Genomic DNA, 23,540 nt, shown 5'->3' on the forward strand with positions numbered 1-23,540 from the left:
GGGGCCCCTCCGGCCACGTCAGGTCAAGTTACTCGGCGACGAACGAGGTGGTCTTGGTGCCGGAATCGTAGCGCAGCCGAAGCGCGGTGAACTTGCAGAGGTTGACGTTCTTCCAGAGCACGGTCTCGTCATAGTTCTGCCAGTCGACGCGGATGTTCCAGACACATCCCTCGTCGTCATCGTCGAACTCGACATAGGTGCTCGCCTGGTTCTGCAAAACCTTGTCGAGCTCGTTGTCCCATTCGTCCATGCCATCGTCCGGGGCGTTGAAGCCCAGGAACTTGATGGCGTAGCCGGTCTCGTTGACGACGGTGACGTTGCGGGCGTCAGCCGCGAACGACGGCGCGGCGGCAATCGAAAGACCGACCGCGATCAGTGCAGACAGAAAATACTTCATACAAAATTCCCCCGATCGAAACAGGCTCCGGCGCCTGACGTCGATCGGCGCAGGCGCAGCGGCAACCAATGGCGTTGCCTTGAAGGATTCGTCCGGAGCGTAATCGAAAGGTTCAAGACACGATCCATCCGCGGCTCCGGCTCGTTGCGCGACGCGAGACGCACAACGAGCCAGTTCTTATCGATTCGTATTCTCCGCAGCAATGAACGGGGGTTCATAGCTCCGCGCCGTTTGTTGTCTCCAGAGCGGGCACAGCTGCGCTAAAGCATGATCCGGAAAAGTGCGAAGCGGTTTTCCGAAAAGATCATGCTCAAACAACAACCTAAAGCGCGATGATGATTCATCCTCATCTCATCGCGCTTTAGGAATGACGGAGTTTGACGCAACAGCTTTCTTCACAACTCGAATCTCAACGCGCAGACGCACCTCCGCATCCTCGCGACGAGTCTCGCCCGAGCTTTGCTTTTTTGGCGCCGCCCCCAGATGTCAGGGCGCAGGGAAGACCGGGTGCCGGCTGGCACCCGCGGTCCACTGTGCGAAGGTTGCGCTACAAGAGGCTGCACAGCGGCATACAGGTGAAGCCCAACACACGGCCTTCCCTGCGCAGGGGTTTGACGGCTTATGCCGTGTTCTCCCCGGGGAGCGATGCACTATTGCCCCCGTCGCCTTGCGGATGGCTGATGCGCGAGCCCGGTCGGGCAGCCCACATCACCACAAGACTTGGCGCACAGACCCCGGGCGCCAGGACCACACGATTTTGCCGTACGCTGATAGCACCGGTCGTGTGCGCGACGCCTTCGCTCACGGTTGCCCGCCCTGCGAAGCCGTTCGCGCCGGTGTGGCCCAGCGTCCGCCGCCGTCCGGCCCGCGTTTCGTGACGATCGCGATACGCCCCTCTGACAGGGATGAGGTGGCGCATGACTACGCCAAAGCCGAATTTCGGTAAAGTGGAATATTTTCGCTTGGGCGGATTGACCCGCTATTTGTGTGTTTTGCCCGTCGGGAACGCAAGGGATTGTAACATCGCCTCATGGTCGCCGGCACACCAGGTCGATCTCGATCAGCGCGTCATAGGCTAAGCCCGTGACACCGACGCAGGTGCGGGCCGGCAGACGGCCGGGCGCAAAGAACGCGCGGTAAGTCTCATTCATCGCGGTGTAGTCTTCCTTGAAGCGCGTGAGGTAGATCCGCGCCATCACGACGTGTTCCAGGCCGATATCGAGGCCGGCAAGCACCACCTTCAAATTCTCCATCACCGCGCGGGTCTGCGCGACGATGCCGTCGGGTAAGACGCCCGGCGTTTGCGGCGTGTCCGGCATCTGGCCGGTGACGAAGACAAAACCGTCGGTCTCGACAGCGTGGCTGAAGGGCGCGACCGGCGTCGGTCCTCCGCTGATCATGTGGAATTTCACTGGGGTTTCCTCGTTGCGGCGCGTCTTTTAAGGGAAGGCCTGTCTAGGGGAAGGCTTGTCTAAGGCAAGGCTTGTCTAAGGGAAGGCTTGGAACAGGCGCTTGCTGATGATCGCGTGCACGCCCCAGTTGCCGTCGACCACCTGCGTGACGCCGAAATCGACGGCGGCCGACATCAGCGCGATCGCCTCGTCCTCGCTGAGACCCTTCACGTTCATCAGGAAGCGCCGCATCTTGCGGAACGCATCTTTCATGGCGAGGTCGAGCGAGGACTTTGCGTAGACCTCGCTCTGGCCCTGCGCGCCGAACTCGGCGAGGTAGTTGGGATGGCTGAAGCCGGTCAGCACCCAGTCGGTCGCGGTCTCGATCAGGGGATAGCTGAGATCGGCGAAGGGCTGGCCAGCAAGGTCGGCCTTCTTGTGCAGGATCACCTCGAACGTTCCGGTCATTGAGCATTCAATCGCGGTGCCGCTCAATTCGCCATCGCCCTGCGTGGCATGGGGATCGCCGACCGAGAGCAATGCGCCGGGGACGGAGACCGGAAGATAGACGGACGCCCCCTTCCCCAAGCGCCAATTGTCGAGATTGCCGCCGAAATAGGATGGCGGCACGGAGTCGATGAAATCGACCTCGCGCGGCGCCACCGCGATCACGCCGAAATGCGGGCGCAAGGGAATGCGGATGCCGTCGAGCACGGCGTGGCGGCGTTTCACACTGCCGGGCGCGACGGGAACGCCGGGATAATCGTAAGTGGAATGCACGACGCCAAACGGGTCGGTCTGCGGCTCCCAGCGGTAGGAATACAGCGCGCGGGCGTGCGGCGCATCGGTGTCGTCGAAGATCTCGTAGATCGTCACGACCTCGCGCGGCTTCGGCCCTGAAAGGAATTCGTCGTAATGATAGCCCCACCAGGCCGCGACCGAGGAGCCGAACACGCGCCCTGAATGTTTCGGATGACGACTTGCGCGCGGTACGATGTCGAGGATCCGCACTTCCAGCACGTCGCCGGGCTGGGCGTCCTTCACCGCCACGGGCCCCGTGCAGATGTGCACGCCAAAGCCTTCCCCGGCGCCGCGACCGAATACGCTGGCATCCATCGGACCCGCGCCGCGGCGATCTACGTTCTTCCTCGCCTTGGTCCAGCCGAATACGTTTTCGGCGGCGGCATCGCCCGCGATCATCAACTCGGGATCGTCGGAGGCGTGCTGCGTCAGCGTTTCGATGGTGATGGTATCGCCCGAGGTGATCTCGAGCTGCGGCTGTAACGAGCGGCTGAAATAGCCCCAATGAACACGGTTGGCTTCGATCGGAAGATGATGATGCTTGCGTTCGGCCGTTCTCGGCTGATCGATGTCGGTCCGGGCAAGATTGCTGCGCGCCTCCGCACTCGCCTGGTGCACGCGAAGCTGCGCCAGCGCATCCTGCGGCCAGCCGCGCTGACCGGTTATCCCATGCTGCGTCGTCGCCCGCTCCGCCTCCTGCTGGCGAAACTCGCGCGGCGGCAGTCCGAAGCGATGGCGGAAGGCGCGGCTGAAATGCGCGGAATCGCCAAAACCATAGGCGTAGGCGATTTCCGAGATCGAGCGGTGCGCCTCGGACGGATTGGACAGATCGGCCCATGCGCGCTGGAGCCGCCGCTCGCGAACGTAGTGAGTAAAGTTGTCGCCGACAGTCTCGAACAGCTTTTGCAGATAGCGCTCGGAAATTCCTTCGGCCTGCGCGACGCGCGCCGGCACCAGTTCGGGATCGTCGAGGCGGCGTTCGATGGTCTGGCAGATCCGGTGCAGGAGTGCTGACTGCGTCGCGCTCGATCCGGCGTCGGACGTCGAAGCCGCCAGTTGATGAGCGAGTGTCAGCAGGAGATCGACCAGCGACTGCGCGACCGCATTCCATTCGGCATCGCCCAGCGTATCGAGCGTGCGCGCGGTCGCGTCCATCAAGCGCGCGAAGACGTCGGCAAAGCCGCTGGCCGGAACGACCCGGGGTTCGCCGAGCCGCGGCCTGCCCGAGAGCCGGCCGTGCAGCGCCTCCGACGTCACCGACAGCACGATGGCGCGCATGTCACGCTGGAACACGATGCTCCAGTCCCCGCTCCGCGGCAGCAGCACGAGATGGCCGACCGGAACGATGCGATGGCCGCCGGCGCTCTTGAGCACCATGCCGTCTTCGACCGGCATCAGCGCAATCGGCAGGTCTTCATTGGCTTGCGAGAGCGGACCGATGGTCTGGGCGCCGGCTGCCATGCGCGTCAGCGCGACGCCCGCGGCGTGGCGATGCGACGCCGTTGCGTGCCCGTCGAGGAAGGAATGGCCGGTCGCCGGCTGCAGGCCGACCACGGCCAGCACGTCCCGCCAGGCTTCCGGGCGGTCGTCTTGCGCGTAGGACTCGCTCGTGAAGGGACGGAAGCTCATCGGATCCACCCAGATTGCAGTGGATCGAAGCAACCTCTGTGCCAGACGCGCGCGGTCGTCCGTCGCAGCGACGGAGCGCAGATGAGGTTCGCTGGTCACGTGCTCATCCCGAAAACAGGCTGGGAATCAACGCATAATGCCTAAAAGTGCTCGGCCTTCATGGTTCGAGACGCGCCGTAAGGCGGCGCTCCTCACCATGAGGGTCTAAGATTTCGCCACTCCCCAAGACCTCATCCTGAGGAGCCCGCCAAGGCGGGCGTCTCGAAGGATGGACCGCAGCGAACCTCCCTCATCTCAACGCCCATTAGTCGCACCGGAAGATGTTCTTGCGGATCGTGCCGTGGACGCCCCAATTGGCGTCGACCACCTGGGTGACGCCAAAATCGGCGCCGACCGACAGCAGCGAGATCGCCTCGTCTTCGCTGAGGCCGTGCACGGTCATCAGAAATCGCCGGAGTTTTCTGAACGCATCGCGCATCGCACGGTCGAGGCTCGAGTGATTGGCAATCTCGGTTTGCGCGTCGGCGCCGAGCGCCGCGAGATAGTTCGGATAGGTGAAGCCGTAGAACGACCACGCCTGATCGGTCTCCAGCATCGGATGATCGAGGCCTTCGAGGCTGGTGCCGGCGAGATCGGCCTTCTTGTGCAGGATGAACTCGAAATCGCCGGTCAGCGAGGTCTCGATCGCGGTGCCGCCAAGCTCGCTGTCGCCTTGCGCGGCGTGGGGATCGCCGACCGAGAAATACGCGCCGGGGACCGCGACCGGATAGAACATCCGCGCGCCCTTGCCGATGCGCCAGTCGTCGATGTTGCCGCCGGTATAGCTCGGCGGGATCGAGCTGACGAAATCGGCTTCCGACGGTGCGAGCCCCATGGTGCCGAAATGCAGCCGTGCCGGCACCTTGACGCCTGCGAGGATGTTCTCGCGCTTCTTGATGGTGGCGTGATCGACGCGCACGCCGGGATAATCGATGGTCGGATGCACGATGCCGTCAGGGTCGGTCTGCGGCGTCCAGACGTAGTTGTAGACCGCCTTGGCGAAGGGCTCGCCGGAGGTGTCGAGCTCGAAGATGGTGACGACCTCGCGCGGCTTCGGCTCCTCGATCAGATCGTGATAGTGGAAGCCCCAGTTGGCGGCGACGTTGGAGCCGAAGCAGCGCCCGGCATGGCACGCGCTGCAGCTCGGCCGTGGCCGGACGTCGAGAATGCGCACTTCGAGGATATCGCCGGGCTCGGCGCCTTCGATTGCAACCGGTCCGGTGAGGAGATGCACGCCGATCCCCTCGCCTGCGCCGCGGATGAACGGGCCTTCCGTCGGGCCCGAGCCTCGGCGCGCGACTGCCTTGTGCTCCCGCGTCCACTGGAACACGCTCTCGGCGCCGGGATCGCCCTGGATCATGCGCTCGTAATCGTCATTGGCGTGATGGGTCAGCGTCTCGATGGTGGCGCGATCGCCCGAGCGCAGCGTCAGGGCCGGCGCGACCTCCTTGGAGAAATAGCCCCAGTGGACGGTTCTCGGCGAAACCGGCAGTGTGAAATGCTTCATGACGTGGTCTCTTCTGACGTGGTCTCTTCAGACTTGGTCTCTTCAGACTTGGCCTCTTCGGGGAACGCGGTTGCGACGCTGGACGGCAGGCTCATCGCACCGCCTCCGGAACTTTGTCGGCTTCCATCACGCTGAGGAAACGCGCGGTCAGCGGATTGCGCGGGTTGCAGAGAACCTCATGCGCCGGCCCTTCCTCGATGATCGTGCCGCCGCTCAGGAACGCGACACGGTCGGCGACCTCGTCGGCGAAGCGGATCTGGTGCGTCGAGATGATCATGGTGAGCCCGTCGTCGATGGCGAGCCGCCGGATTACCTCCAGCACCTCGCTGACGAGCTCGGGATCGAGCGCCGAGGTCGGCTCGTCCAGCAGCAGCACGCTGGGGTTCGGTGCAAGGGCCCGCGCGATGGCGACGCGCTGCTGCTGGCCGCCGGAGAGATGCCGCGGCAGCGCGTCGGCGCGGTGCGACAGCCCGACCCGGTCGAGCAGCTCTGTGGCGCGGCGATCGGCATCGATGCGGGTCATGCCGTGCACCCAGCGCAAGGGCCCCGCGATGTTTTCCTTCGCCGAGAGATGGGCGAACAAATTGAACTGCTGGAACACCATGCCGACGCCCACGCTTGCCCGCTCATTGGCGATCGCGCGTGGCGGCAGCAGCTTGCCGTCGTCGTCAAAGCCGAGGCGGCGGCCGCCGACGCGCACCGTGCCTCCGTCCCAGCTTTCGAGATGATTGAGGCAGCGGAGCAGCGTGCTCTTGCCGGAGCCGCTGGGCCCGAGCAGCGCGACGACCTCGCCGACGCGCACGGTGAGATCGAGGCCGCCGAGCACTTTTTGCGCACCGTAGCTCTTGGTGAGATCCTTGGCCTCAACCGCGATGTTGTTGCGCGCGATCGTCGCCGCGCGCCGGGTGCGCTCCTCGCGGGTCAAGGCCAGCGGCGGCGTCTCGGCAAGCTGCTCCGCCTCTACCGGCTCGGGATCAACAGCGGTCGCCTCGGCAAGCTCGAGCTTGGTGGCAAGATCGACCCGGCGCCAGGGCAGATAGTCGGCGAGCTTGCGCTCGCGGCCCTTCTTACGATCCTTGGCTCGGTCGAGATCGAGCAACCATTCGACGAAAAGCTGGATGATGCTGATGGCAAAGGTCAGCACCAGGTACAGCAAGCCCGAGGCGAAGAAAATCGAGAAGAAGTCGAAGGTCGAGGACGCAAGCTGGGTCGAGCGCAGGGTCAGCTCCTGGACCGCGACCACGGAGGCGAGCGACGAATTCTTCAGCGCACTCACGGCCTCGTTGCCGAAGGCCGGGATCATGGTGCGGATCGCCTGCGGCGCGATCACCCGCCACATCAGGACCCGGGGCGTCATGCCGAGCGCCTGGCCGGCCGTCACCTGCCCGCGATCGACGCCGAGCACTCCAGCACGCAGCATCTCGGCGATGAACGGCGCCTCGTTGCAGGCCAGCGCAAGGCCGGCGGCCAGCACCGCCGGCAGTTTGATGCCGATATGCGGCAACGCGTCGTAGGCGAACACCATTTGCAGGATCAGCGGCGTGCCGCGGAAGATCACGGTGTAGGCCCTGGCGATCGCCGCCAGCAGCCAGAAGCGGGAGAGCTGCATGCCGGCGAGGATCAATCCAAGGATCAATCCGCCGCCGAGCCCGAGGGCAGTCACCTCGAGGGTGAGCTCGATGCCCTCGAGCAGATACGGCATGCTCAGGTAATGGAGGAACAGCGACATCAATCGGCCGTCAGAATGTCAGGCTCCTTGAAGTTGTTCACGTCGAGCCCATGCTTCTTCAGAAGCTCCATATGCGTGCCGGCCTTCTGCACCTCGATCAGCGCGGCGAGCACGGCGTCGCGGAATTTCGGCTTGTCCTTGGGCACGGCGATGCCGACGGAATACGGGATCGTCACCGCGGTCGCCTTCTCCAGCTTGTCCGGATAGGCCTTGACCGCGCTGTCGACGGTGTTGACGTCGTTGACATAGGTGTCGGCTCGACCGGCAAGGATCGCCTGGATGCAGTTGGCGTTGTTGTCGTAGAGCTGGACGGTCGGCTCGGCCTTGCCGGCCTTCTTGCACTCGGGCATCAGCGCCTGGATCAGGGGCACCTCGACATAGCCGGTGTTTTCGGCGGCAGCGGCGCCGCACATCGACATGTTGATGCCGTTGATGCCCTTCGGATTGCCCTTGGCGACCAGCACGCCGTCGAACACTTTCGAATAGGTGATGAAGTCGGCGGCCTTGGCGCGCTCCTTGGTGGCGTAGATGTCGGAAATCACGATGTCGGCCTGGCCAGCGGCGAGCGTGGTCAGGAGTGCCGCGAACGTCACCGGCTTGTAGGTCAGCTTGAAGCCGAGGCATTCGCCGATGGCTTCGCCGAGATCGATGTCGAAGCCGATATATTTGCTGGGGTCCTTCGGGTCGATCGTCTCATAGCCCGGCGTGTGCGGGTTGATGGCGTTGACGAGGGTCTTGCCCTTCCAGTCCGGATATTTGTCCTGAAGCGCGGCGCAGGCCGCGGGCGCCGCAGCCTGCGCGCTCAGGGGCGCGGCTGCCAGCATGCCGAAGGCGACCGCGGCGCCGAGCGCGGCCTTGCGCCAAGGCCGCGTCGCACGCGCGATCCCCCGCGCCTGGGGCAATACCGGTCTCTTCATCGCCAGCTCCTTCGAATTGTCATGGCAATGGCCATGTTCCAGATCTCGGAAGCGAGCCTAGGAGGAGAGCGGACCGGAAAGCTTGTCCGCGGGCGTACAAAAAATTGGACGGAGGGAGCCCGTCATTTGGGCACGCGGCTGCACAAAAACTGTTCGTGCGTGAGGGATGTTCGCGGCACGCAATTCCGAATTCGGGAGAACCAAATGATCTTGCGCGACGCAGTGATCCGCACGATCAGGGAATCATTCGATAAGGTCATTTGACAGAGATATGACAATAGAAGGACGCATCTACGGGCGACATCCGAAGCACATCACCGCCGTCCACAGCCTGTCCGCAGCATACCCACAGTATATCCACAGGCCGACTATGCCGGATTCGCGAGCCCGCGCGAGCCACTTGCTGCGCACAAACCCACAGGCCCGGTATGTCAGCCGCCGGCCTGATCGAACACGGTGCGGCAAGCCTCACTCAAGCTTAGCCTGTTACGGCGCAGGCACGCTGTGATGGCGCGAACGTTGGGGATTTCGCTGGCGCAGAGGCGGTAGACGTCGGGGGTACAGGCCCGGCGCTGCTCGGGCGTTCCCTGCTGTGCATGGGCGGCGGAGGCAAACAGCGTCAGGAACAGCCCCACCGTCGAGGCGCGACGCGCCCGGCTTTTCACAGCCGCAAACCGCAAGAACCTCGCCTTCATGACCAGTCTCCCGTTCTGCCCTGCCCGCCCGGCCTGCACTGGCCGGCGTGCAAAGGGGTAGGAGAAATAAACAGCGGAAGATGTGATCTTCTTCACACCGAGGGCGTCTGGCAGGAACCTAAGGTCCCCAAGGGGATTTTCATGAATCGCTAACCAATCGGGACCCGATTGGCGGATCGTTAAAATGCGAACGATCGGCTCAATCGGGAAACAAACCGACTTTGCGACATTGCGCCATCCGCGGTCCGGAGGGTGTGATGAGCGAAGCCGAATTCAACTTGCTGCTGGATGCCGTCCAAGACGCCATGGTCCATGAAGATCTGGCGTTCGCGCCGGAGGAGGATTTCGTGCCCCGCTCGTGGACGTACTACGCGAAGCCCAAGGCCGCCAATGACAATGAGGGCGCCTGGCCCCTGCTGCCGTTTCCGGACGGCTGGTACGCGGCCTGCTGAGGCCAGTTTCACCGTGAGCTGATGCGCCCGCGCTCTGCGGGCGTTTTGCTAAATTATAGGCCCCGTGCCGAAAACCCGGCGCGGCCGCGATCAGGTCTCGACGCGCTCCTCGCCGTCCTGCCGCGCCCGGTCGGGTACGGCCGACGGAAAGATGCTGTCATAGATCGCACGGGCCTCGCGAATGAGGCGAGCCCGCTCCAACTCGGATTTCGGGACAAATCGGACGATTTCGCTCACGTGCTCTCCAGCGCTCGATCGCTCGGGGAATGCATCACTTCGCAGATGCGAAGACTATGCCAGCCGGCTGAACCGCGGGTTTCCGCCAAGCCCCGGGCAAACCCGGTGTGCGCTGCCAGCCGGCATCGCCTACGCGCGCCCGATGGCACCCGCTTCGCAATCGAATATTTGCTGAGATATCAGGAACTTGTGATGGAGGCCACGTCGGGACTCGAACCCGAGTAAACGGTTTTGCAGACCGGCGCGTAACCACTCCGCCACGTGGCCCCAACGAGGGCGGAGCAATATAGGGGATCAAGGGTTTAGGCAACCCCGACCGGGCGGCTAGGCCTTCGCGCCGCCGAGGTATCTCCCGAGAATCTCGTCGATCGTGCCGGCCGCCGCGATCCGTCCCTCCTCCAGCAGGATCGCACGGTTGCAGGTGCTCTTGATCAGATCGACGTCGTGCGAGGCGAGGACCAAAATGCCGGCGCGCGCGACGATCTCGTCGAGCCGCTGCCGCGCCTTCTTGCGGAATTGCTGGTCGCCGACGCCGATCCATTCGTCGAGCAGCACGATCTCGCCCTCGACGGCGGTTGCGACCGCAAAGATCAGGCGCAGCATCATGCCGCTGGAATAGGTGCGCAGCGGCATGTCGAGCCGATCGCCGAGCTCGGTGAATTCCGCGATGTCCGCGCGCCGGGCGTCGATCTCGGAGCGCCGCGCGCCGATCACGAGACCGCGCCGCATGATGTTCTCGTAGCCGGTCGCTTCCTCGTCGAAGCCGGCCGAGAGATCGAACAGCGGCAGGCAGCGGCCGAGCACGCCCACGCTGCCCGCGGTCGGATGGTAGATGCCGGCGAGCACCCGCAGCAACGTGGTCTTGCCGGCGCCATTGGCGCCGATGATGGCGACGCGGTCGCCGGCACGGATGTCGAGGCTGACGTCGTTCAACGCGGAGACGATGTGGAGGACCGCTGTCTTCCGCCGCAGCGTCACGGCGCTGACGAACCGGCTGCGCAGCGAGCGGTCGCGGAACGACAGCACCGGAAATCTCACCGAGACGTTGCGCAGGACGATGTGAGCGGCGGTGCTCATGCGCGCTTCACAGCCAATACGCCAGGCGGTGGCGATATTTTGCGTAGCAACCGAGGGCGATGACGGCCACGACGGTCGCATAGACCAGTCCGAGCAGCCATTGCTCCGGATCGGTCGGCTGCGACAGCAGCGGCCTGCGCACGAGATCGAGCAGCGTCGCGAACGGGTTGGCGCGGATCAACCATTGGAACGCGGTGCCGCGCACGGTGTCCTCGGTCCAGATGATCGGCGTCAGGAAGAAGACGAATTGCAGGCCGCTGACGATCGCCGAGCCGATGTCACGAAACCGCGCGCAGAGCATGCCGAGCGTAACCGAGCCGCCGAGCAGCACGATAAGCAGGATCGCAAAGCCGGGCACCGCGAGCAGCATGCTTCCATGCAGCGGCCACGGCATCACGAGATAGAGCAGGACCACGATCACCAGATGATGCGCGAAGATGAGGACGTTGCGCGCGATCATCTGGAGCACATGCACGATCAGCGGCGCCGGCACCGCCTTGATCAAATGGCCTGACGCCACGAAGATGTTGGAACCTTCCTGAAGCGTCGTCGCGATCAGGGTCCAGACGATCAGGCCGACGGCGAAGGACGGCAGAAAGCTCGTGATGTCCTGCTTGAACAGTGCCGCATAAACCGTGCCGACGCTCGCAATCGTCGCCGCGAGTGTCAGCGTGATCCAGAGCGGGCCGATCACGGTACGCCGGTAGCGCAGCGAAATGTCCATCAGGGCGAGCGTGCCCCAACGATCGAACCGCGCCGCCTGGGCAAGGACCTCCTTCGCTGCAAGCTGAATTCGACGGCCCCTTCCGATTCCGGCGTTCCGATGGCGCGACAGGATAGCAGATCGCGGCCTGTTGGCCGATCGTCTCTATCCGCCCGCTCCGCGCGGGGCAATCAACCGTACGGATGATCTGGGCCGAAGTCAGGCTCGCTTGCCGCGCCGGACACCGCGCCGACGGTCCTTGACCACCGGTTTTGGCGCCAATTCCGGCATCTCCGCCTGCACTTCGCGATAGCGCGCCAGCATCCGCTCAAAGCTCGCATTCAGCGTCTCGGCGATGTCGGGACGCTTCTCAAGACTGGCCAAGATCGCCGCGGCGGCCTCGATGGTCGAGAGCCCGTCTTTCCGCGGCTCCTTGCGCAGGCGCCCGTAGCGCGAGGGGGCGGCCGGGTTCAGGATGACGCGCTGGCATTTCAGCATCCAGGGGTTGCGCCACCACAGTGCCTTGGCCTGGCTCCAGGTGCCGTCGAGCAGCACCACGCCTTCGAGCTTGCCCAGGATCGCACGCTGATTCTCGGCGATCTCGCCCTTGCGGTTCAGCGCCAATATCTCGCCCTCGGCGTCGAGATCGGCGGCGCGTGCCGATCCAAGATAGAGCACGGCCCAGTGAGAGGCGTTCTCGATCGGCTGCCCCAGCGCCTTGGACAGGCTCGGCCAGGACAGGCCGACCCGCACCGTGGCTCCGGCGAAATGCTTCGCAAGCAACCGTGCGGTGCCGAGCGCCCTGTCCTGCTCCTGCGGATGCTGCAGGATCAGGAGCCCAAGCCGGCTCTTTTCGATCGGCGTGACGCTGTCGCAGATGCACAGCGGCATCGGCTTCTGGCAGTGCGGGCATTCGGGGATCGGATCGGCCGGCGCGGCGGCGGTGGGGTTCGACATGGTTGCCGCTATACGCTTTGCACGGCGGTTCAACAACCCGCCTATTCAGCCGGCGCGGCCAGCGGGCGCGGCTCGGAGCGCCGGCGCAGCCGGTCGATCAGCAGGTAGATCACCGGCGTGGTGTAGAGCGTCAGGATCTGCGAGACGAACAGCCCGCCGATGATGGTGATGCCGAGCGGGCGGCGGAGCTCCGTGCCGGGCCCGGTCGCGACCACCAGCGGAATGCCGGCGAACAATGCCGCCATGGTCGTCATCAGGATCGGGCGGAAGCGCGCCTGGCAGGCCTCGAAGATCGCCTCCGCCGAAGACAGGCCGCGCTGGCGCTCGGCATCGAGCGCGAAATCCACCATCATGATGCCGTTCTTCTTGACGATGCCGATCAACAGGATGATGCCGACGAAGGCGATCACCGTCAGCGGCGTATTCGTGATCTGAAGCGCAAGAAGAGCGCCGAGCCCCGCCGAGGGCAGCGTCGAGATAATCGTCAGCGGATGGGCGAGGCTCTCATAGAGCACGCCGAGCACGATATACATCGCCACCAGCGCGCCGAGGATCAGGAGCGGCTGGCGACCGCTGGTCTTGGCGAAATCGCCGGCATTGCCGTCAAAACTGCCGCGGATGCCTTCCGGCATGTGCAGCTCCTCGACCGCGCGCTGGATGCTCTGCGTTGCGGCCTGGAGCGGTGCGTCCGGCAACAGGTTGAACGACACCGTGGTCGATGGGAACGACTGCGAATGATAGACCGCGAGCGCGGCGAGCCCCCGCGTCGCATGCACCACGGCGGACAGCGGCACCTGCGCGTCGCCCGCGCCGGCGACATAGATGCGATCGAGATTGGACGGGTCGACCTGGAATTTCGGGTCGATCTCCAGCACGGTCATGTACTGGTTGCGCTGGGTGTAGATGATCCCGATCTGCCGCTGCGAGAACGCGTTGTTCAAAGCGTTGTCGATGTCCTGGACGCGGACGCCGAGCGCCGAGGCCTTCTGGCGGTCGATGGACAAGGTCAGTTGAAGGCCGCCGGGATCGCGGTCGCTGGAGATGTCGGTGATGCCCTCGACGCTCTCCATGCGCTTGGCCACGATCGGCGCCCACTTCTGCAATAGGCCGAGGTCGGTGCTGGTCAGCGTGTACTGATAGTCGGAATCGCTCTGCCGTCCGCCGGCGCGCACGTCCTGGGCGGCGAACATGAAGAGACGGATGCCAGGCACGGGAAACAGGGCGCGCCTGAGACGGTCGATCACAACCTGCGTCGAGACGTGATCGCGCTCCTCCGGTGGCTTCAGGCTGATGAACATGGTGCCGCGGTTCGAGGTCGCAGCGCCCGGCCCGCCGCCCCCGCTGCCGACCGTCGAGCCGATGCCGGCCACGGCCGGATCCTGCATCACGATATCGGCGAGCCGCTGCTGCAGGCTCAGCATCGACTGGAACGAGATGTCGGCCGAGGCGCGGGTCGCGCCGATGACGAAGCCGGAATCGTCGGTCGGGAAATAGCCCTTGGGGATCTTGATGTAGAGCGTCACCGTAAGCGCAATGGTGGCGAAGAACACCAGCAAGGTCAGCAGCGGATATTCCAGCACGGTACGCAAGGTGCGGGTGTAGAAAGCGACGATGCGCGACAGCGAGCCTTCGATGATCCGGTCGAACAGGGTCGCCGTCCCGGACGTAGTCTGCCGGATGTAATGCGCGCAGATCATCGGCGTCACCGTGAGCGACACCAGTGTCGAGACCAGGATCGCGAAGGTCAGTGTCAGCGAGAACTCGCGCAGCAGCCGGCCGACGATGCCGTCCATGAAGATCAGCGGCGTGAAGGCCGCGATCAGCGACAGGCTGATCGACACCACGGTGAAGCCGATCTGCCGGGCCCCGTCCAACGCCGCCTGGAGCGGGCGCATGCCCTGCTCGAGATTGCGGTACATGTTCTCGATCATGACGATGGCATCGTCGACCACGAAGCCGACGGAGATCGCCAGCGCCATCAGCGACAGATTGTCGATCGAGAAGCCCGCGACCCACATGCCGGCGCAGGTTCCGGCCAGCGCCAGCGGCACGGAGATGCCGGCCGCGATCGTCGGCGTGAGCCGTCGCAGGAACACGAACACGACGACCATCACCAGAATGGCTGTCGCGAGCAAGGTCCACTGCATGTCGAGCACGCTGGCGCGGATCGTGCTGGTGCGGTCGACCAAAGTGGAAATATCGACGCCGGCCGGAATCCATTGCTTCAGCTCGGGGATCAGCGCCTTCACCCGGTCGACGGTGTCGATGACGTTGGCATCGCCCTGCTTGGTGATCTGGATCAGCACCGCCGGCTGCTTGTTGAACCAGGCGATGGAGCGGGCGTTACGGACGGAGTCCTCGATGTCGGCGACGTCGGAGAGCCGGACGAAATTGCCGTTCGAGCTTTTGATGACGATGTCGCGGAATTCTTTCGCCGTCCGCATCTGCTTGTTGAGCGACAGCGTCTCGCTCTGGCGCTCGCCGTTGAAGATGCCGACCGGACCGAGCGGGTTGGCGTTGATGATCGCGGTCCGCACGTCGTCGGTGGCGATGCCGGCATTCGACAGCGCGACGGGGTTGAGCTGCACCCGCACCGCCGGCTGATCGGCGCCGGAAACCGTGACGTCGCCGACGCCCGGCACCTGCGAGATGCGCTGCGCCAAAACCGTGTCGGCGACGTCGTAGATCGCGCTCGCCGACAGCGTCTTCGAGGTCAGGGCCAGCACGAACACGGGGGCGCCGGCCGTGTTGGCCTTGCGGAAGCGCGGCAGCGTCGGCAAATCGCTGGGCAGATCGACCAGCGACGCATTGATCGCCGCCTGCACGTCGCGGGCGGCCTTGTCGATGTTGCGGCCGATGTCGAACTGGAGCTGGATGTTGGTCGTGCCGAGCGACGACGTCGAGGTGATCTGGTTGATGCCCGCGATCTCGCCGAGCCGCCGCTCCAGCGGCGAGGCAACCGTCGCGGCCATCACGGAGGGGTCGGCGCCCGGACGGCTGGCCGAGACGAAGATGGCGGGGAAGTCGACGTTCGGGACCGAGGCGACGGGAAGGAACTCGTAGGCGACGACACCCAGCAGGAACAACCCGATCGACAGCAGCGTGGTCGCGACCGGGCGGCGGATGAAGGGCTCCGAGATCGATGCCATCACTGCATCCCCTCGGTCGCGCCCGCGACAGGCGGCCCGCCGGACTCCGCCGGCGGCAGCGCCTGCTCGAGGCGGCGGTTGATGCGGTCGAGCGCCAGGTAGATCACGGGCGTGGTGTAGAGCGTCAGGAGCTGGCTCAGCAGCAATCCGCCGATGATGGAGATGCCGAGCGGGAAGCGCAGCTCGGCGCCGGTGCCGCTCTCGATCGCCAGCGGCAGCGCGCCGAACAGCGCGGCCAGCGTCGTCATCATGATGGGGCGGAAGCGCAGGAGACAGGCCTGCACGATCGCCTCATTCGGCGACATCCCCTGCCGGCGCTCGGCCTCGAGCGCGAAGTCGATCATCATGATTGCGTTCTTCTTGACGATGCCCATCAGCAGGATGATGCCGATCAGGCCGATGACCGAGAGGTCCTGCCCGCACAGCATCAGCGCCAGGATCGCGCCGACGCCGGCCGAGGGCAGTGTCGAGAGGATCGTGATCGGGTGGATGTAGCTCTCATAGAGCACGCCGAGCACGATATAGATCGTGATCACCGCGGCCAGCAGCAGCCAGGGTTGTCCCGCGAGCGCCTTGGCGAATTCAGCGGCGTCGCCGGCATAGACGCCGACGATGCTGTTGGGCATCTCGATCCGGGTCTCGATCGTCTTCACGGCCTCGACGGCATCGCCGAGCGCCGCGCCCGCCGCGAGGTTGAAGCTGAGCGAGACCGCCGGGAATTGCGCCTGGTGCGAGATCGCAAGCGGTGCGGTGGTCCGGGTCAATGCCGCCACGGCCGACAGCGGCACTTGCGCGTTAGGCGCGCCGACCGTCGCGCTCGCCCCGCCCGGCAGGTAAAGCTTCGACAGGATCGCGGGATCGCGCTGGTACATCGGCAGCGCCTCCAGCACCACGCGGTACTGGTTGGCCTGGCCGTAGATGGTCGATATCTGGCGCTGCGCGAAGGCGTCGTTGAGCGTGTCGGTGATGCCCTGCAGGCTGACGCCGAGCTGCCCGGCGCGGGTGCGGTCGACCGTGAGCTGCGCCCGCAATCCGCCTTCTTGCGCCTCCGAGGAGACGTCGCGGAACAGCGGATCGCGCCGCATCTCGGCGACCAGCTTGCGCGCCCATTCCGACACCAGCGCAGCGTCGGTGCCGGTCAGCGTGTACTGGTATTGCGAGCGGCTCGACTGGGTCGATATCTGGACGTCCTGGACCGGCTGGAAATAGACGGTCATGCCGGGGATGCCCGACACCCTCTCCTTCAGTCGGGTGATAACCACGCTGACATCGTCGCGCCGCTCGCCACGAGGTTTCAGCGTCATGACAAGACGCCCGACATTGGTGGTGGGGTTGACCGAGCCGGCGCCGATGACCGAGACCACGCCGGTCACGTCAGGGTCAACCTTGATGGCGTCGGCGGCCTCGCCCTGCCGCTTCTGCATCTCCGCGAACGACACATCGGGCCCGGCTTCCGTCACCGCCGTGATCGAGGCGGTGTCCTGCAGCGGCAGGAAGCCCTTGGGGGCAACAACGTAAAGCACGAGGGTCGCAACCAGTGTGGCGAAGGTCACGACCAGCGTGGCGCGCTGGCGTTCCAGCACCCACAGAAGCGTCCGGTGATAGGCCTCGACGGTTCGGTCGATGAAGCGGCTGATCGCAGCCAGTCCCGGTACCGCCAGTTCCTCATGCGCATGGCGCAGCAGGCGCGAGCACATCATCGGCGTCAGCGTCAGCGAGACCACGGCCGAGGTCACGACCGCGATCGTCAGCGTCAGCGCGAATTCGCGGAACATGCGGCCGACGAGGCCCGACATGAACAGCAGCGGGATGAACACCGCGATCAGCGAGACCGTCAGCGAGATCACGGTGAAGCCGATTTCGCTGGCGCCCTTCAGCGAAGCCTCCATCGCGCTGTCGCCGTTCTCCATGTGGCGGACGATGTTCTCGATCATCACGATGGCGTCGTCGACGACGAAGCCGGTGCCGATGGTGAGCGCCATCAGCGACAGATTGTCGAGGCTGAAGCCTGCGAAATACATGATGCCGAAGCTGGTGATCAGCGACAGCGGCAGCGCCACGCCCGCGATCAGGGTTGCCCGCAACGACCGCAGGAACAGCAGCACGACCAGCGTCACCAGCACGACGCTGAGGATCAGCGTGAACTGCACGTCATGGACCGAGGCACGGATGGTGACGGTGCGGTCGGAGACGATGGTGAGGTTCACGCCGGCCGGGATAGCGCGCTGGACCTTTGGGATTTCCGCGCGGATCTGGCTGACGACGTCGATCACGTTGGCGCCGGGTTGACGCTGGATGTCGATGATCACGGCCGGCGAGCCCTGATACCAGCCGCCGGTGCGGTCGTTCTCGAGGCCATCGACGATCTGCGCGACGTCGGCGATGGTGACGGGCGAGCCGTTGCGGTAGGCGATGATAACAGGCTTGTAGGCGTCGGCGGCGGCGATCTGGTCGTTGGCGGCGATGATGTAGGATTGCTGCGCGCCGTCGAGCGAGCCTTTCGGCCCCGAGACGTTGGCATTGGCGATCGCGGTGCGCAGGTCCTCCATGGCGATGCCATAGGCAGCTAACCGCGCCAGATCCGCCTGGATACGAACCGCCGGCTTCAACCCGCCCAGGACCGAGACGCGACCGACGCCCGAAATCTGGCTCAGCCGCTGCGCCAGAAGCGTGTCGGCGATGTCGCTCATCGCCCGCAACGAGATCGTGTCGGAGCGCAGCGCCAAAGTCATCACCGGCGCGTCGGCGGGGTTCACCTTGGCGTAGGTCGGCGGATAAGGCAGGGTTTTTGGCAAAACGCCGGCCGCCGCGTTGATGGCGGCCTGCACGTCCTGGGTCGCGCCGTCGATGTCGCGGTTGAGATCGAACTGGAGCGAGATCTGGCTGACGCCGAACGAGCTCGTCGAGTTCATCGCCGACAGCGACGGGATCTGGCCGAGCTGCCGCTCCAGCGGCGCGGTGATCAGCGAGGCGATCACGTCGGGGCTCGCGCCCGGAAGCTGCGTCGTCACCTGCACGGTCGGGAAATCGACCTGCGGCAGCGCAGAGACCGGCAGCGCGAAATAGCCCAGCAGTCCGCCGATCAGAAGCGCGATGCCGAGCAGCGAGGTCGCGATCGGCCGTCGGATGAAGGGTTCGGAGACGCCCATGGGATACGCCTGCCGCTCAGGCGGCTGTTGTCGGGATCATGGCTGCTTGGCTCCACTTCCCGCTGCCCCAGGACTTGGCGGAGGACTTGGCGGAGGACTTGGCGGAGGCCCCGGTGCCGGCCCGGTCTGGCCCTTCTGGTCGCCTTCGCTGCTGCTTTGCTTCGCGCGGTGCTCGCCGTCCTTGCCTTGTCCGTCCTTCTGGCCGTCTTTTGCACCATCCTTCTTCTGACCGTCCGGCCCGCGCGAGCGCTTGCGTGGCGCGAGATCGGCCGACGGGGTCTGGTCGTCGCGGCCGACGACCACCTTGGAGCCGTCGGACAGATTGGCAAAGCCCGTGGTGACGACCTTGTCTGTCGCCGACAGGCCGCTGGCGATGACGGCGTCGTGCTCGTTCTGCTGGGTCACCGTCACCGGCTTGGCCGAGACGACATTGTCCTCGCCGATCACATAGCTGAAGGTGCCGATCGGTCCGCGCTGCACCGCCGATGTCGGCACCACCAACGCCTGCATCAGCGTCTCGACCTTGAGGCGGACATTGACGAACTGGCCCGGCCAGAGCTGGTAATTGGCGTTGGGGAATTCCGCCTTGAGCTTGAGCGTGCCGGTGGTCTGGTCGACCTGGTTGTCGATGCCGGTCAGCTTGCCGGTATCGATCACGGTGACGCCGTCATTGCCGAACACGTCGACCGCAAGAGCACCCTTGGCGGCAGCCGCATTGACGCGCATGATCTGCTGCTGCGGCAGGCTGAACCACACCGCGATCGGCTGCAATTGCGTGATCACCACGAGACCGATCGTGTCGGCGGCGTGGATGATGTTGCCCTGGTCGACCTGGCGCAGGCCGGCGCGGCCCGAAAGCGGCGCCACGATCTTGGTGTAGCTCAGCGTCGCCGCCGCGTTGTCGATCGCGGCCTGGTCGGCCTTCACCAGCGCCTCGGTCTGCGCGACCGCGGCGCGCTGGGTGTCGGCCTGCTGCTTGGAGCCGGCATTGGACGCCGCGAGCTGCTCGTAGCGCGTCAGGTCGATGCGCTGGTTGGCGAGCTGGGCCTGGTCCTGCGCCTTCTTGGCGACGGCCTGGTCATACGTCGCCTGGTACAGCGCGGGATCGATCTCGCCGACCACGTCGCCCTTCTTGACGTCCTGGCCTTCGGTGAAATTCACCGCAATCAGCTTGCCGTCGACCTGCGAGCGCACGGTCACGGTGTTGAGCGCGCGGATCGCGCCGACGCCGTCGAGATAGACCGGCACATCCTGGACGCGCGGGGTTGCCGCCAGCACCGGCACCGGCAAATCGGGGCGCTGATTGCGACCGTTCGCCTGCTGCGGCTGCTGATGCCAGACGGTCCAGCCGAGATAGCCGAGGCCGCCGAGGATCGCCAGCGTGATCAAGATCATGATGAAGCCGCGCCCGCGCGACTTCTTCGCCGTTCCCTCCTTCGCGCCTTGCTTCGTATCCGGCTTAAAGAGCATTGACCGGTTTCTCCATTCGCGGCTCCCAGCCGCCGCCGAGCGCCTGATACAGGCTGACGATGGCAAGAAGCCGTGCGAGTTGGGCCTGCCACAGCGCGTCTTCCGCCTGAAATAGTGTCTGCTGGACGTTCAGCACGGTCACGATGTCGGCGGTGCCGGCGCGCAATTGCTGCTCGGCAAGATCGAACGCGCGCTTCGAGGAGGTAACGACATCGCGCTGCAATTGCAGCTTGATCGTGGTTTGCTTGATCGAGTACAGCGCATTGTCGACGTCGGCAAAGGACTGGACGATGGTCTTGCGGTAGGTCTGGAGCAATTCATCTTGCCGCGCCTTCGCGAATTCGAAATTGCCGAGGATCTTGCCACCGTCGAAGATCGGTTGCGTCGCGCTGCCGACGAGCTGGAAGAACGCAGCATGCGGCTGGAACAGCGACACCAGCGCCGAGCTCTGATAGCCACCATTGCCGGTCAGCTGGATGGTCGGAAAGAACTGCGCGCGGGCGTTGCCTATATTCGCGGTCGCCGAGGCAAGCTGCGCCTCCTGCCGGCGGATGTCGGGCCGCTGCGTCAAAATCTCCGACGGCAGGCCCGGCGTCACGCGCGGGATCGCGATCTTGTTCAGGGAGCCGCCGAGCACGCGTACGCTCTCCGGCGGCCGCGACACCAGCACGGCGAGCGCGTTGATGTTCTGGTCGAGCGTCTGGCGCAGCGGCGGCACCAGCGCCTTCTGGTTGGCGACCACGCTCTCTTGCTGGGCGACATCGAGGTCGGTCCCGGTGCCGGCCTTGCGGCGCTCGCGAATGGCATCAAGGATGCGCTGCGCGCTGGCGATGTTATTCTGGGCGGTGCGTAGCCGGTCCTGCGAGGCCAGCACCTGGAAATAGGCGTTGGCGACGCCGGCGAGCGTCGTCAGCGCAACGACGTCGCGATCGAAGCGATTGGCATTCGCCGTTTCTTCCGCCGTTTGCAGCGCATCGCGGTTCTGGCCCCAGAAGTCGAGCTGGTAGCTCGCGCTGAGCGAAGCCTGGTAGTTGACGACCTCACGGCCGCCATTGGTGAGCCCCGAGGCGGAGGAGCCAGAGGTGCGCGAATAAGCCTCCTGCCCAGTGCCGGACAAGCTCGGCAGCAGCGCCGCGCCCGCCTGCCGCGCCTGGGCGTCGGCCTCGACGATGCGCGAGACGGCGGCGGCGATGTCGAGGTTGACGGTGTGCGCCTCCTCCATCAGTTGCGTCAGCTCCGCCGAGCGGAAGCTGCGCCACCAATCCAGCGCGGGCGGCGCATCGGCCTTGCCGGCGTATTTGTACTGCGTAGGAACGTCGAGCGCGGGATCCGGAAGATCCTGCGTCAGCACGCAAGCGCCTGAGCCCGCGGCGAGGCAAGTGACCGCAAGCCAGCGCGCCGCACGACGCGTCCGGGACGTGGCGCCTGGAGACCGCCGCGCGGCGGCCGCAGGAACATCCTGTGTCACATGCACCCCCCGCCGGGCAGATCGAGCCGCCACCGCGCAGTCGGATTAGCCGATTCGCGGCCGGGCAGTCGGGGGGCTTTGGACAACTCGTTCACAAGGTGATGCTTTCTGCGCAATCTGACGCCCATACTAGCCGGGCGCGGAACAGCGGGACAGTCCCGCAGGTGCGAAATGACCGCCAAAGCCCGACGATCGTAAAACTATGAAAATGCAAAAGGCTGCTGTCCTGCAGGAGTTTCTTGGATTACATAGCCATTCCAGCGTGCGTTCAAGCTTACCAAGATTTCATGTGATATTGCGGCCACACCGACGCCGCCCCCTTCAATCCAATGCCACCGCTCGCGATGCGGCTTCAACCCAGTCCTGGCCAAGTCGATCTCACGCGCTCGTCGATCGTCGAAAACGAATAGGCATTGCTCGTGCAGATATGTCTGCCGCCTTCCGCACGCTATCCACGCTCGTCGACATCGACGCGTCCCGTCTAAGGCGAGAAATGAACGTGAGGGGTGCTGACGACGACCGTTATCTTCCATGTTCCGGCAGAGGCCGGTCATATCCATCTACCGATACCCCGTCGCGCGGCCCAGCACTGCCATGGTGCCCTCTCCTCTCAAAATCACTGCTTCAGCGGACATTTCGGTCCGCTTCGCCGCAGCGCAAAAGCCTTCCCCTTTGGCTTCCCAAGCACTAGGTTCTGGCCAACCTGATCAACCCCTTTGCCAGTGATTTCCCCTGACATGACCATCAAAGACGACGTTGTCGAAGCCATCGGCAACACCCCGCTGATCAAGCTCAAGCGCGCCTCGGAATTGACCGGCTGCACCATCCTGGGCAAGGCCGAGTTCATGAATCCGGGCCAGTCGGTGAAGGACCGCGCCGGCAAATGGATGATCCTGGAGGCCGAGAAGCGCGGCGAGCTCAAGCCCGGCGGCCTCGTGGTGGAAGCGACCGCCGGCAATACCGGCATCGGCCTTGCGGTCGTCGCGAGCGCCCGCGGCTACCGCACGCTGATCGTGATCCCTGAGACGCAGAGCCAGGAGAAGAAGGATTTTCTGAAGCTGTGCGGCGCCGAGCTCTTGGAATCGCCTGCACTGCCCTATGCCAATCCGAACAATTACCAGCATATCGGCCGCCGTCTCGCCGACGAACTGCGCAAGACCGAGCCGAACGGCGTGCTGTTCGCCGACCAGTGGAACAACCTCGACAATGCGAAAGCGCATTACGAGTCCACGGGTCCCGAGATCTGGGAGCAGACCGGCGGCAAGGTCGACGGTTTCGTCTGCTCGGTCGGCAGCGGCGGCACGCTGGCCGGCATCAGCCGCTATCTGAAAGAGAAGAACAAGGACGTCAGGATCGCCTGCGCCGATCCGCATGGCGCCGGCATGTATGAATACTTCAGAACGGGCGATGCCAAGGCGACGCCGGGCGGCTCGATCACCGAGGGCATCGGCCTCAACCGGGCGACCGCAATCGTCGAGAGCGCGAAGGTCGATGACGCCTATCTCATTCCTGATGCCGAAGCGGTCACGGTTATCTACGAACTACTCCAGCACGAAGGCCTGTGCCTCGGCGGCTCGACCGGCATCAACGTGGTCGGCGCGATGCGTCTCGCAAAACAGCTCGGGCCCGGCAAGACGATCGTCACCGTGCTCTGCGATTCCGGCAGCCGTTACCAGTCGAAGCTGTTCAACGCGGACTTCATGCGCGCCAAGAACCTTCCGGTGCCGGAATGGCTTGAGAAGCGCAGCAACATCAAGCTGCCGTTCGTCTGAA

General features: G+C 64.9%; 16 protein-coding genes, 1 tRNA gene and 1 pseudogene. 2 read left to right on the forward strand and 16 right to left on the reverse strand.

The window, feature by feature from the left end; genetic code table 11:
- Nucleotides 1-28: 28 nt before the first annotated feature.
- From QCM77_RS18670 to QCM77_RS18700, 7 genes are all read right to left on the reverse strand, one after another.
- A complete protein-coding gene (locus QCM77_RS18670) occupies nucleotides 29-397 on the reverse strand; it encodes a hypothetical protein (protein WP_279664612.1) in 369 nt (122 codons plus the stop codon).
- 1,028 nt (nucleotides 398-1,425) lie between these two features.
- Nucleotides 1,426-1,809 carry a RidA family protein gene (locus QCM77_RS18675; protein WP_279664613.1) on the reverse strand — a complete coding sequence of 128 codons (384 nt, stop codon included), beginning with the start codon at nucleotides 1,807-1,809 and terminating at the stop codon, nucleotides 1,426-1,428.
- Nucleotides 1,810-1,884: 75 nt separating this feature from the next.
- Nucleotides 1,885-4,218: an acetamidase/formamidase family protein gene (locus tag QCM77_RS18680; RefSeq protein ID WP_279664734.1), complete on the reverse strand. Its 2,334-nt coding sequence runs from the start codon at nucleotides 4,216-4,218 to the stop codon at nucleotides 1,885-1,887.
- A 304-nt stretch (nucleotides 4,219-4,522) separates the two neighbouring features.
- Nucleotides 4,523-5,764, reverse strand: a complete 1,242-nt coding sequence (locus QCM77_RS18685) for an acetamidase/formamidase family protein (protein ID WP_279664615.1) — start codon at nucleotides 5,762-5,764, stop codon at nucleotides 4,523-4,525.
- Nucleotides 5,765-5,855: 91 nt separating this feature from the next.
- A complete protein-coding gene (locus tag QCM77_RS18690; protein WP_279664617.1) occupies nucleotides 5,856-7,493 on the reverse strand; it encodes an amino acid ABC transporter permease/ATP-binding protein in 1,638 nt (545 codons plus the stop codon).
- Nucleotides 7,493-8,410, reverse strand: coding sequence for an ABC transporter substrate-binding protein (locus QCM77_RS18695; RefSeq protein ID WP_279684490.1), 918 nt, complete (start codon nucleotides 8,408-8,410; stop codon nucleotides 7,493-7,495). The genes QCM77_RS18690 and QCM77_RS18695 overlap by 1 nt, the downstream gene beginning before the upstream one ends.
- Nucleotides 8,411-8,841: 431 nt before the next feature.
- Nucleotides 8,842-9,105 carry a hypothetical protein gene (locus QCM77_RS18700; protein ID WP_279684492.1) on the reverse strand — a complete coding sequence of 88 codons (264 nt, stop codon included), beginning with the start codon at nucleotides 9,103-9,105 and terminating at the stop codon, nucleotides 8,842-8,844.
- A 257-nt stretch (nucleotides 9,106-9,362) separates the two neighbouring features.
- On the opposite strand from QCM77_RS18700, the gene QCM77_RS18705 reads away from it, so the two are divergent.
- Complete coding sequence (locus QCM77_RS18705; RefSeq protein ID WP_279664623.1) at nucleotides 9,363-9,557, forward strand: hypothetical protein; 195 nt, start codon at nucleotides 9,363-9,365, stop codon at nucleotides 9,555-9,557.
- A gap of 90 nt (nucleotides 9,558-9,647) precedes the next feature.
- On the opposite strand, the gene QCM77_RS18710 is transcribed toward QCM77_RS18705, so the two are convergent.
- The 9 genes and pseudogenes from QCM77_RS18710 to QCM77_RS18750 all read right to left on the reverse strand — a co-directional run bounded on the left by QCM77_RS18710 (nucleotide 9,648) and on the right by QCM77_RS18750 (nucleotide 21,773).
- Nucleotides 9,648-9,794: a hypothetical protein gene (locus QCM77_RS18710; RefSeq protein WP_279664625.1), complete on the reverse strand. Its 147-nt coding sequence runs from the start codon at nucleotides 9,792-9,794 to the stop codon at nucleotides 9,648-9,650.
- 193 nt (nucleotides 9,795-9,987) lie between these two features.
- Nucleotides 9,988-10,061: transfer RNA gene (locus QCM77_RS18715), tRNA-Cys, on the reverse strand.
- A 57-nt stretch (nucleotides 10,062-10,118) separates the two neighbouring features.
- A pseudogene (locus QCM77_RS18720) lies at nucleotides 10,119-10,715 on the reverse strand (ABC transporter ATP-binding protein); the annotation flags it as partial.
- A 163-nt stretch (nucleotides 10,716-10,878) separates the two neighbouring features.
- The gene (locus QCM77_RS18725; RefSeq protein ID WP_347882386.1) at nucleotides 10,879-11,595 is read right to left on the reverse strand and encodes an ABC transporter permease; all 717 of its coding nucleotides are present in this window, start codon (nucleotides 11,593-11,595) and stop codon (nucleotides 10,879-10,881) included.
- Between the two features lie 198 nt (nucleotides 11,596-11,793).
- Nucleotides 11,794-12,531, reverse strand: a complete 738-nt coding sequence (locus QCM77_RS18730) for a tRNA-uridine aminocarboxypropyltransferase (protein WP_279684493.1) — start codon at nucleotides 12,529-12,531, stop codon at nucleotides 11,794-11,796.
- A gap of 41 nt (nucleotides 12,532-12,572) precedes the next feature.
- Nucleotides 12,573-15,680 carry an efflux RND transporter permease subunit gene (locus QCM77_RS18735; protein WP_279684495.1) on the reverse strand — a complete coding sequence of 1,036 codons (3,108 nt, stop codon included), beginning with the start codon at nucleotides 15,678-15,680 and terminating at the stop codon, nucleotides 12,573-12,575.
- Nucleotides 15,680-18,829 carry an efflux RND transporter permease subunit gene (locus QCM77_RS18740; protein ID WP_279684497.1) on the reverse strand — a complete coding sequence of 1,050 codons (3,150 nt, stop codon included), beginning with the start codon at nucleotides 18,827-18,829 and terminating at the stop codon, nucleotides 15,680-15,682. The genes QCM77_RS18735 and QCM77_RS18740 overlap by 1 nt, the downstream gene beginning before the upstream one ends.
- A gap of 36 nt (nucleotides 18,830-18,865) precedes the next feature.
- A complete protein-coding gene (locus QCM77_RS18745) occupies nucleotides 18,866-20,299 on the reverse strand; it encodes an efflux RND transporter periplasmic adaptor subunit (RefSeq protein ID WP_279684499.1) in 1,434 nt (477 codons plus the stop codon).
- Entirely contained in the window at nucleotides 20,289-21,773 is a 1,485-nt protein-coding gene (locus tag QCM77_RS18750) for an efflux transporter outer membrane subunit (protein WP_279664633.1), read from the reverse strand. The genes QCM77_RS18745 and QCM77_RS18750 overlap by 11 nt, the downstream gene beginning before the upstream one ends.
- A gap of 731 nt (nucleotides 21,774-22,504) precedes the next feature.
- Here QCM77_RS18750 and QCM77_RS18755 point away from each other — a divergent pair.
- A complete protein-coding gene (locus QCM77_RS18755; RefSeq protein WP_279664634.1) occupies nucleotides 22,505-23,539 on the forward strand; it encodes a cysteine synthase A in 1,035 nt (344 codons plus the stop codon).
- Nucleotide 23,540: the final 1 nt, after the last annotated feature.

The sequence above is a fragment of the Bradyrhizobium nivariense genome (assembly GCF_029846695.2).
GTDB lineage: Bacteria > Pseudomonadota > Alphaproteobacteria > Rhizobiales > Xanthobacteraceae > Bradyrhizobium.

Bases quoted from the DNA above. Each gene is read 5' to 3' on its own strand.
- QCM77_RS18730 (WP_279684493.1), bottom strand. From the start codon at position 12,531: ATGTCGAACCCCACCGCCGCCGCGCCGGCCGATCCGATCCCCGAATGC.
- QCM77_RS18680 (WP_279664734.1), bottom strand. From the start codon at position 4,218: ATGAGCTTCCGTCCCTTCACGAGCGAGTCCTACGCGCAAGACGACCGC.
- QCM77_RS18685 (WP_279664615.1), bottom strand. From the start codon at position 5,764: ATGAAGCATTTCACACTGCCGGTTTCGCCGAGAACCGTCCACTGGGGC.
- QCM77_RS18735 (WP_279684495.1), bottom strand. From the start codon at position 15,680: ATGGCATCGATCTCGGAGCCCTTCATCCGCCGCCCGGTCGCGACCACG.
- QCM77_RS18700 (WP_279684492.1), bottom strand. From the start codon at position 9,105: ATGAAGGCGAGGTTCTTGCGGTTTGCGGCTGTGAAAAGCCGGGCGCGT.
- QCM77_RS18705 (WP_279664623.1), top strand. From the start codon at position 9,363: ATGAGCGAAGCCGAATTCAACTTGCTGCTGGATGCCGTCCAAGACGCC.
- QCM77_RS18745 (WP_279684499.1), bottom strand. From the start codon at position 20,299: ATGCTCTTTAAGCCGGATACGAAGCAAGGCGCGAAGGAGGGAACGGCG.
- QCM77_RS18695 (WP_279684490.1), bottom strand. From the start codon at position 8,410: ATGAAGAGACCGGTATTGCCCCAGGCGCGGGGGATCGCGCGTGCGACG.
- QCM77_RS18725 (WP_347882386.1), bottom strand. From the start codon at position 11,595: ATGGACATTTCGCTGCGCTACCGGCGTACCGTGATCGGCCCGCTCTGG.
- QCM77_RS18755 (WP_279664634.1), top strand. From the start codon at position 22,505: ATGACCATCAAAGACGACGTTGTCGAAGCCATCGGCAACACCCCGCTG.
- QCM77_RS18670 (WP_279664612.1), bottom strand. From the start codon at position 397: ATGAAGTATTTTCTGTCTGCACTGATCGCGGTCGGTCTTTCGATTGCC.
- QCM77_RS18740 (WP_279684497.1), bottom strand. From the start codon at position 18,829: ATGGGCGTCTCCGAACCCTTCATCCGACGGCCGATCGCGACCTCGCTG.
- QCM77_RS18690 (WP_279664617.1), bottom strand. From the start codon at position 7,493: ATGTCGCTGTTCCTCCATTACCTGAGCATGCCGTATCTGCTCGAGGGC.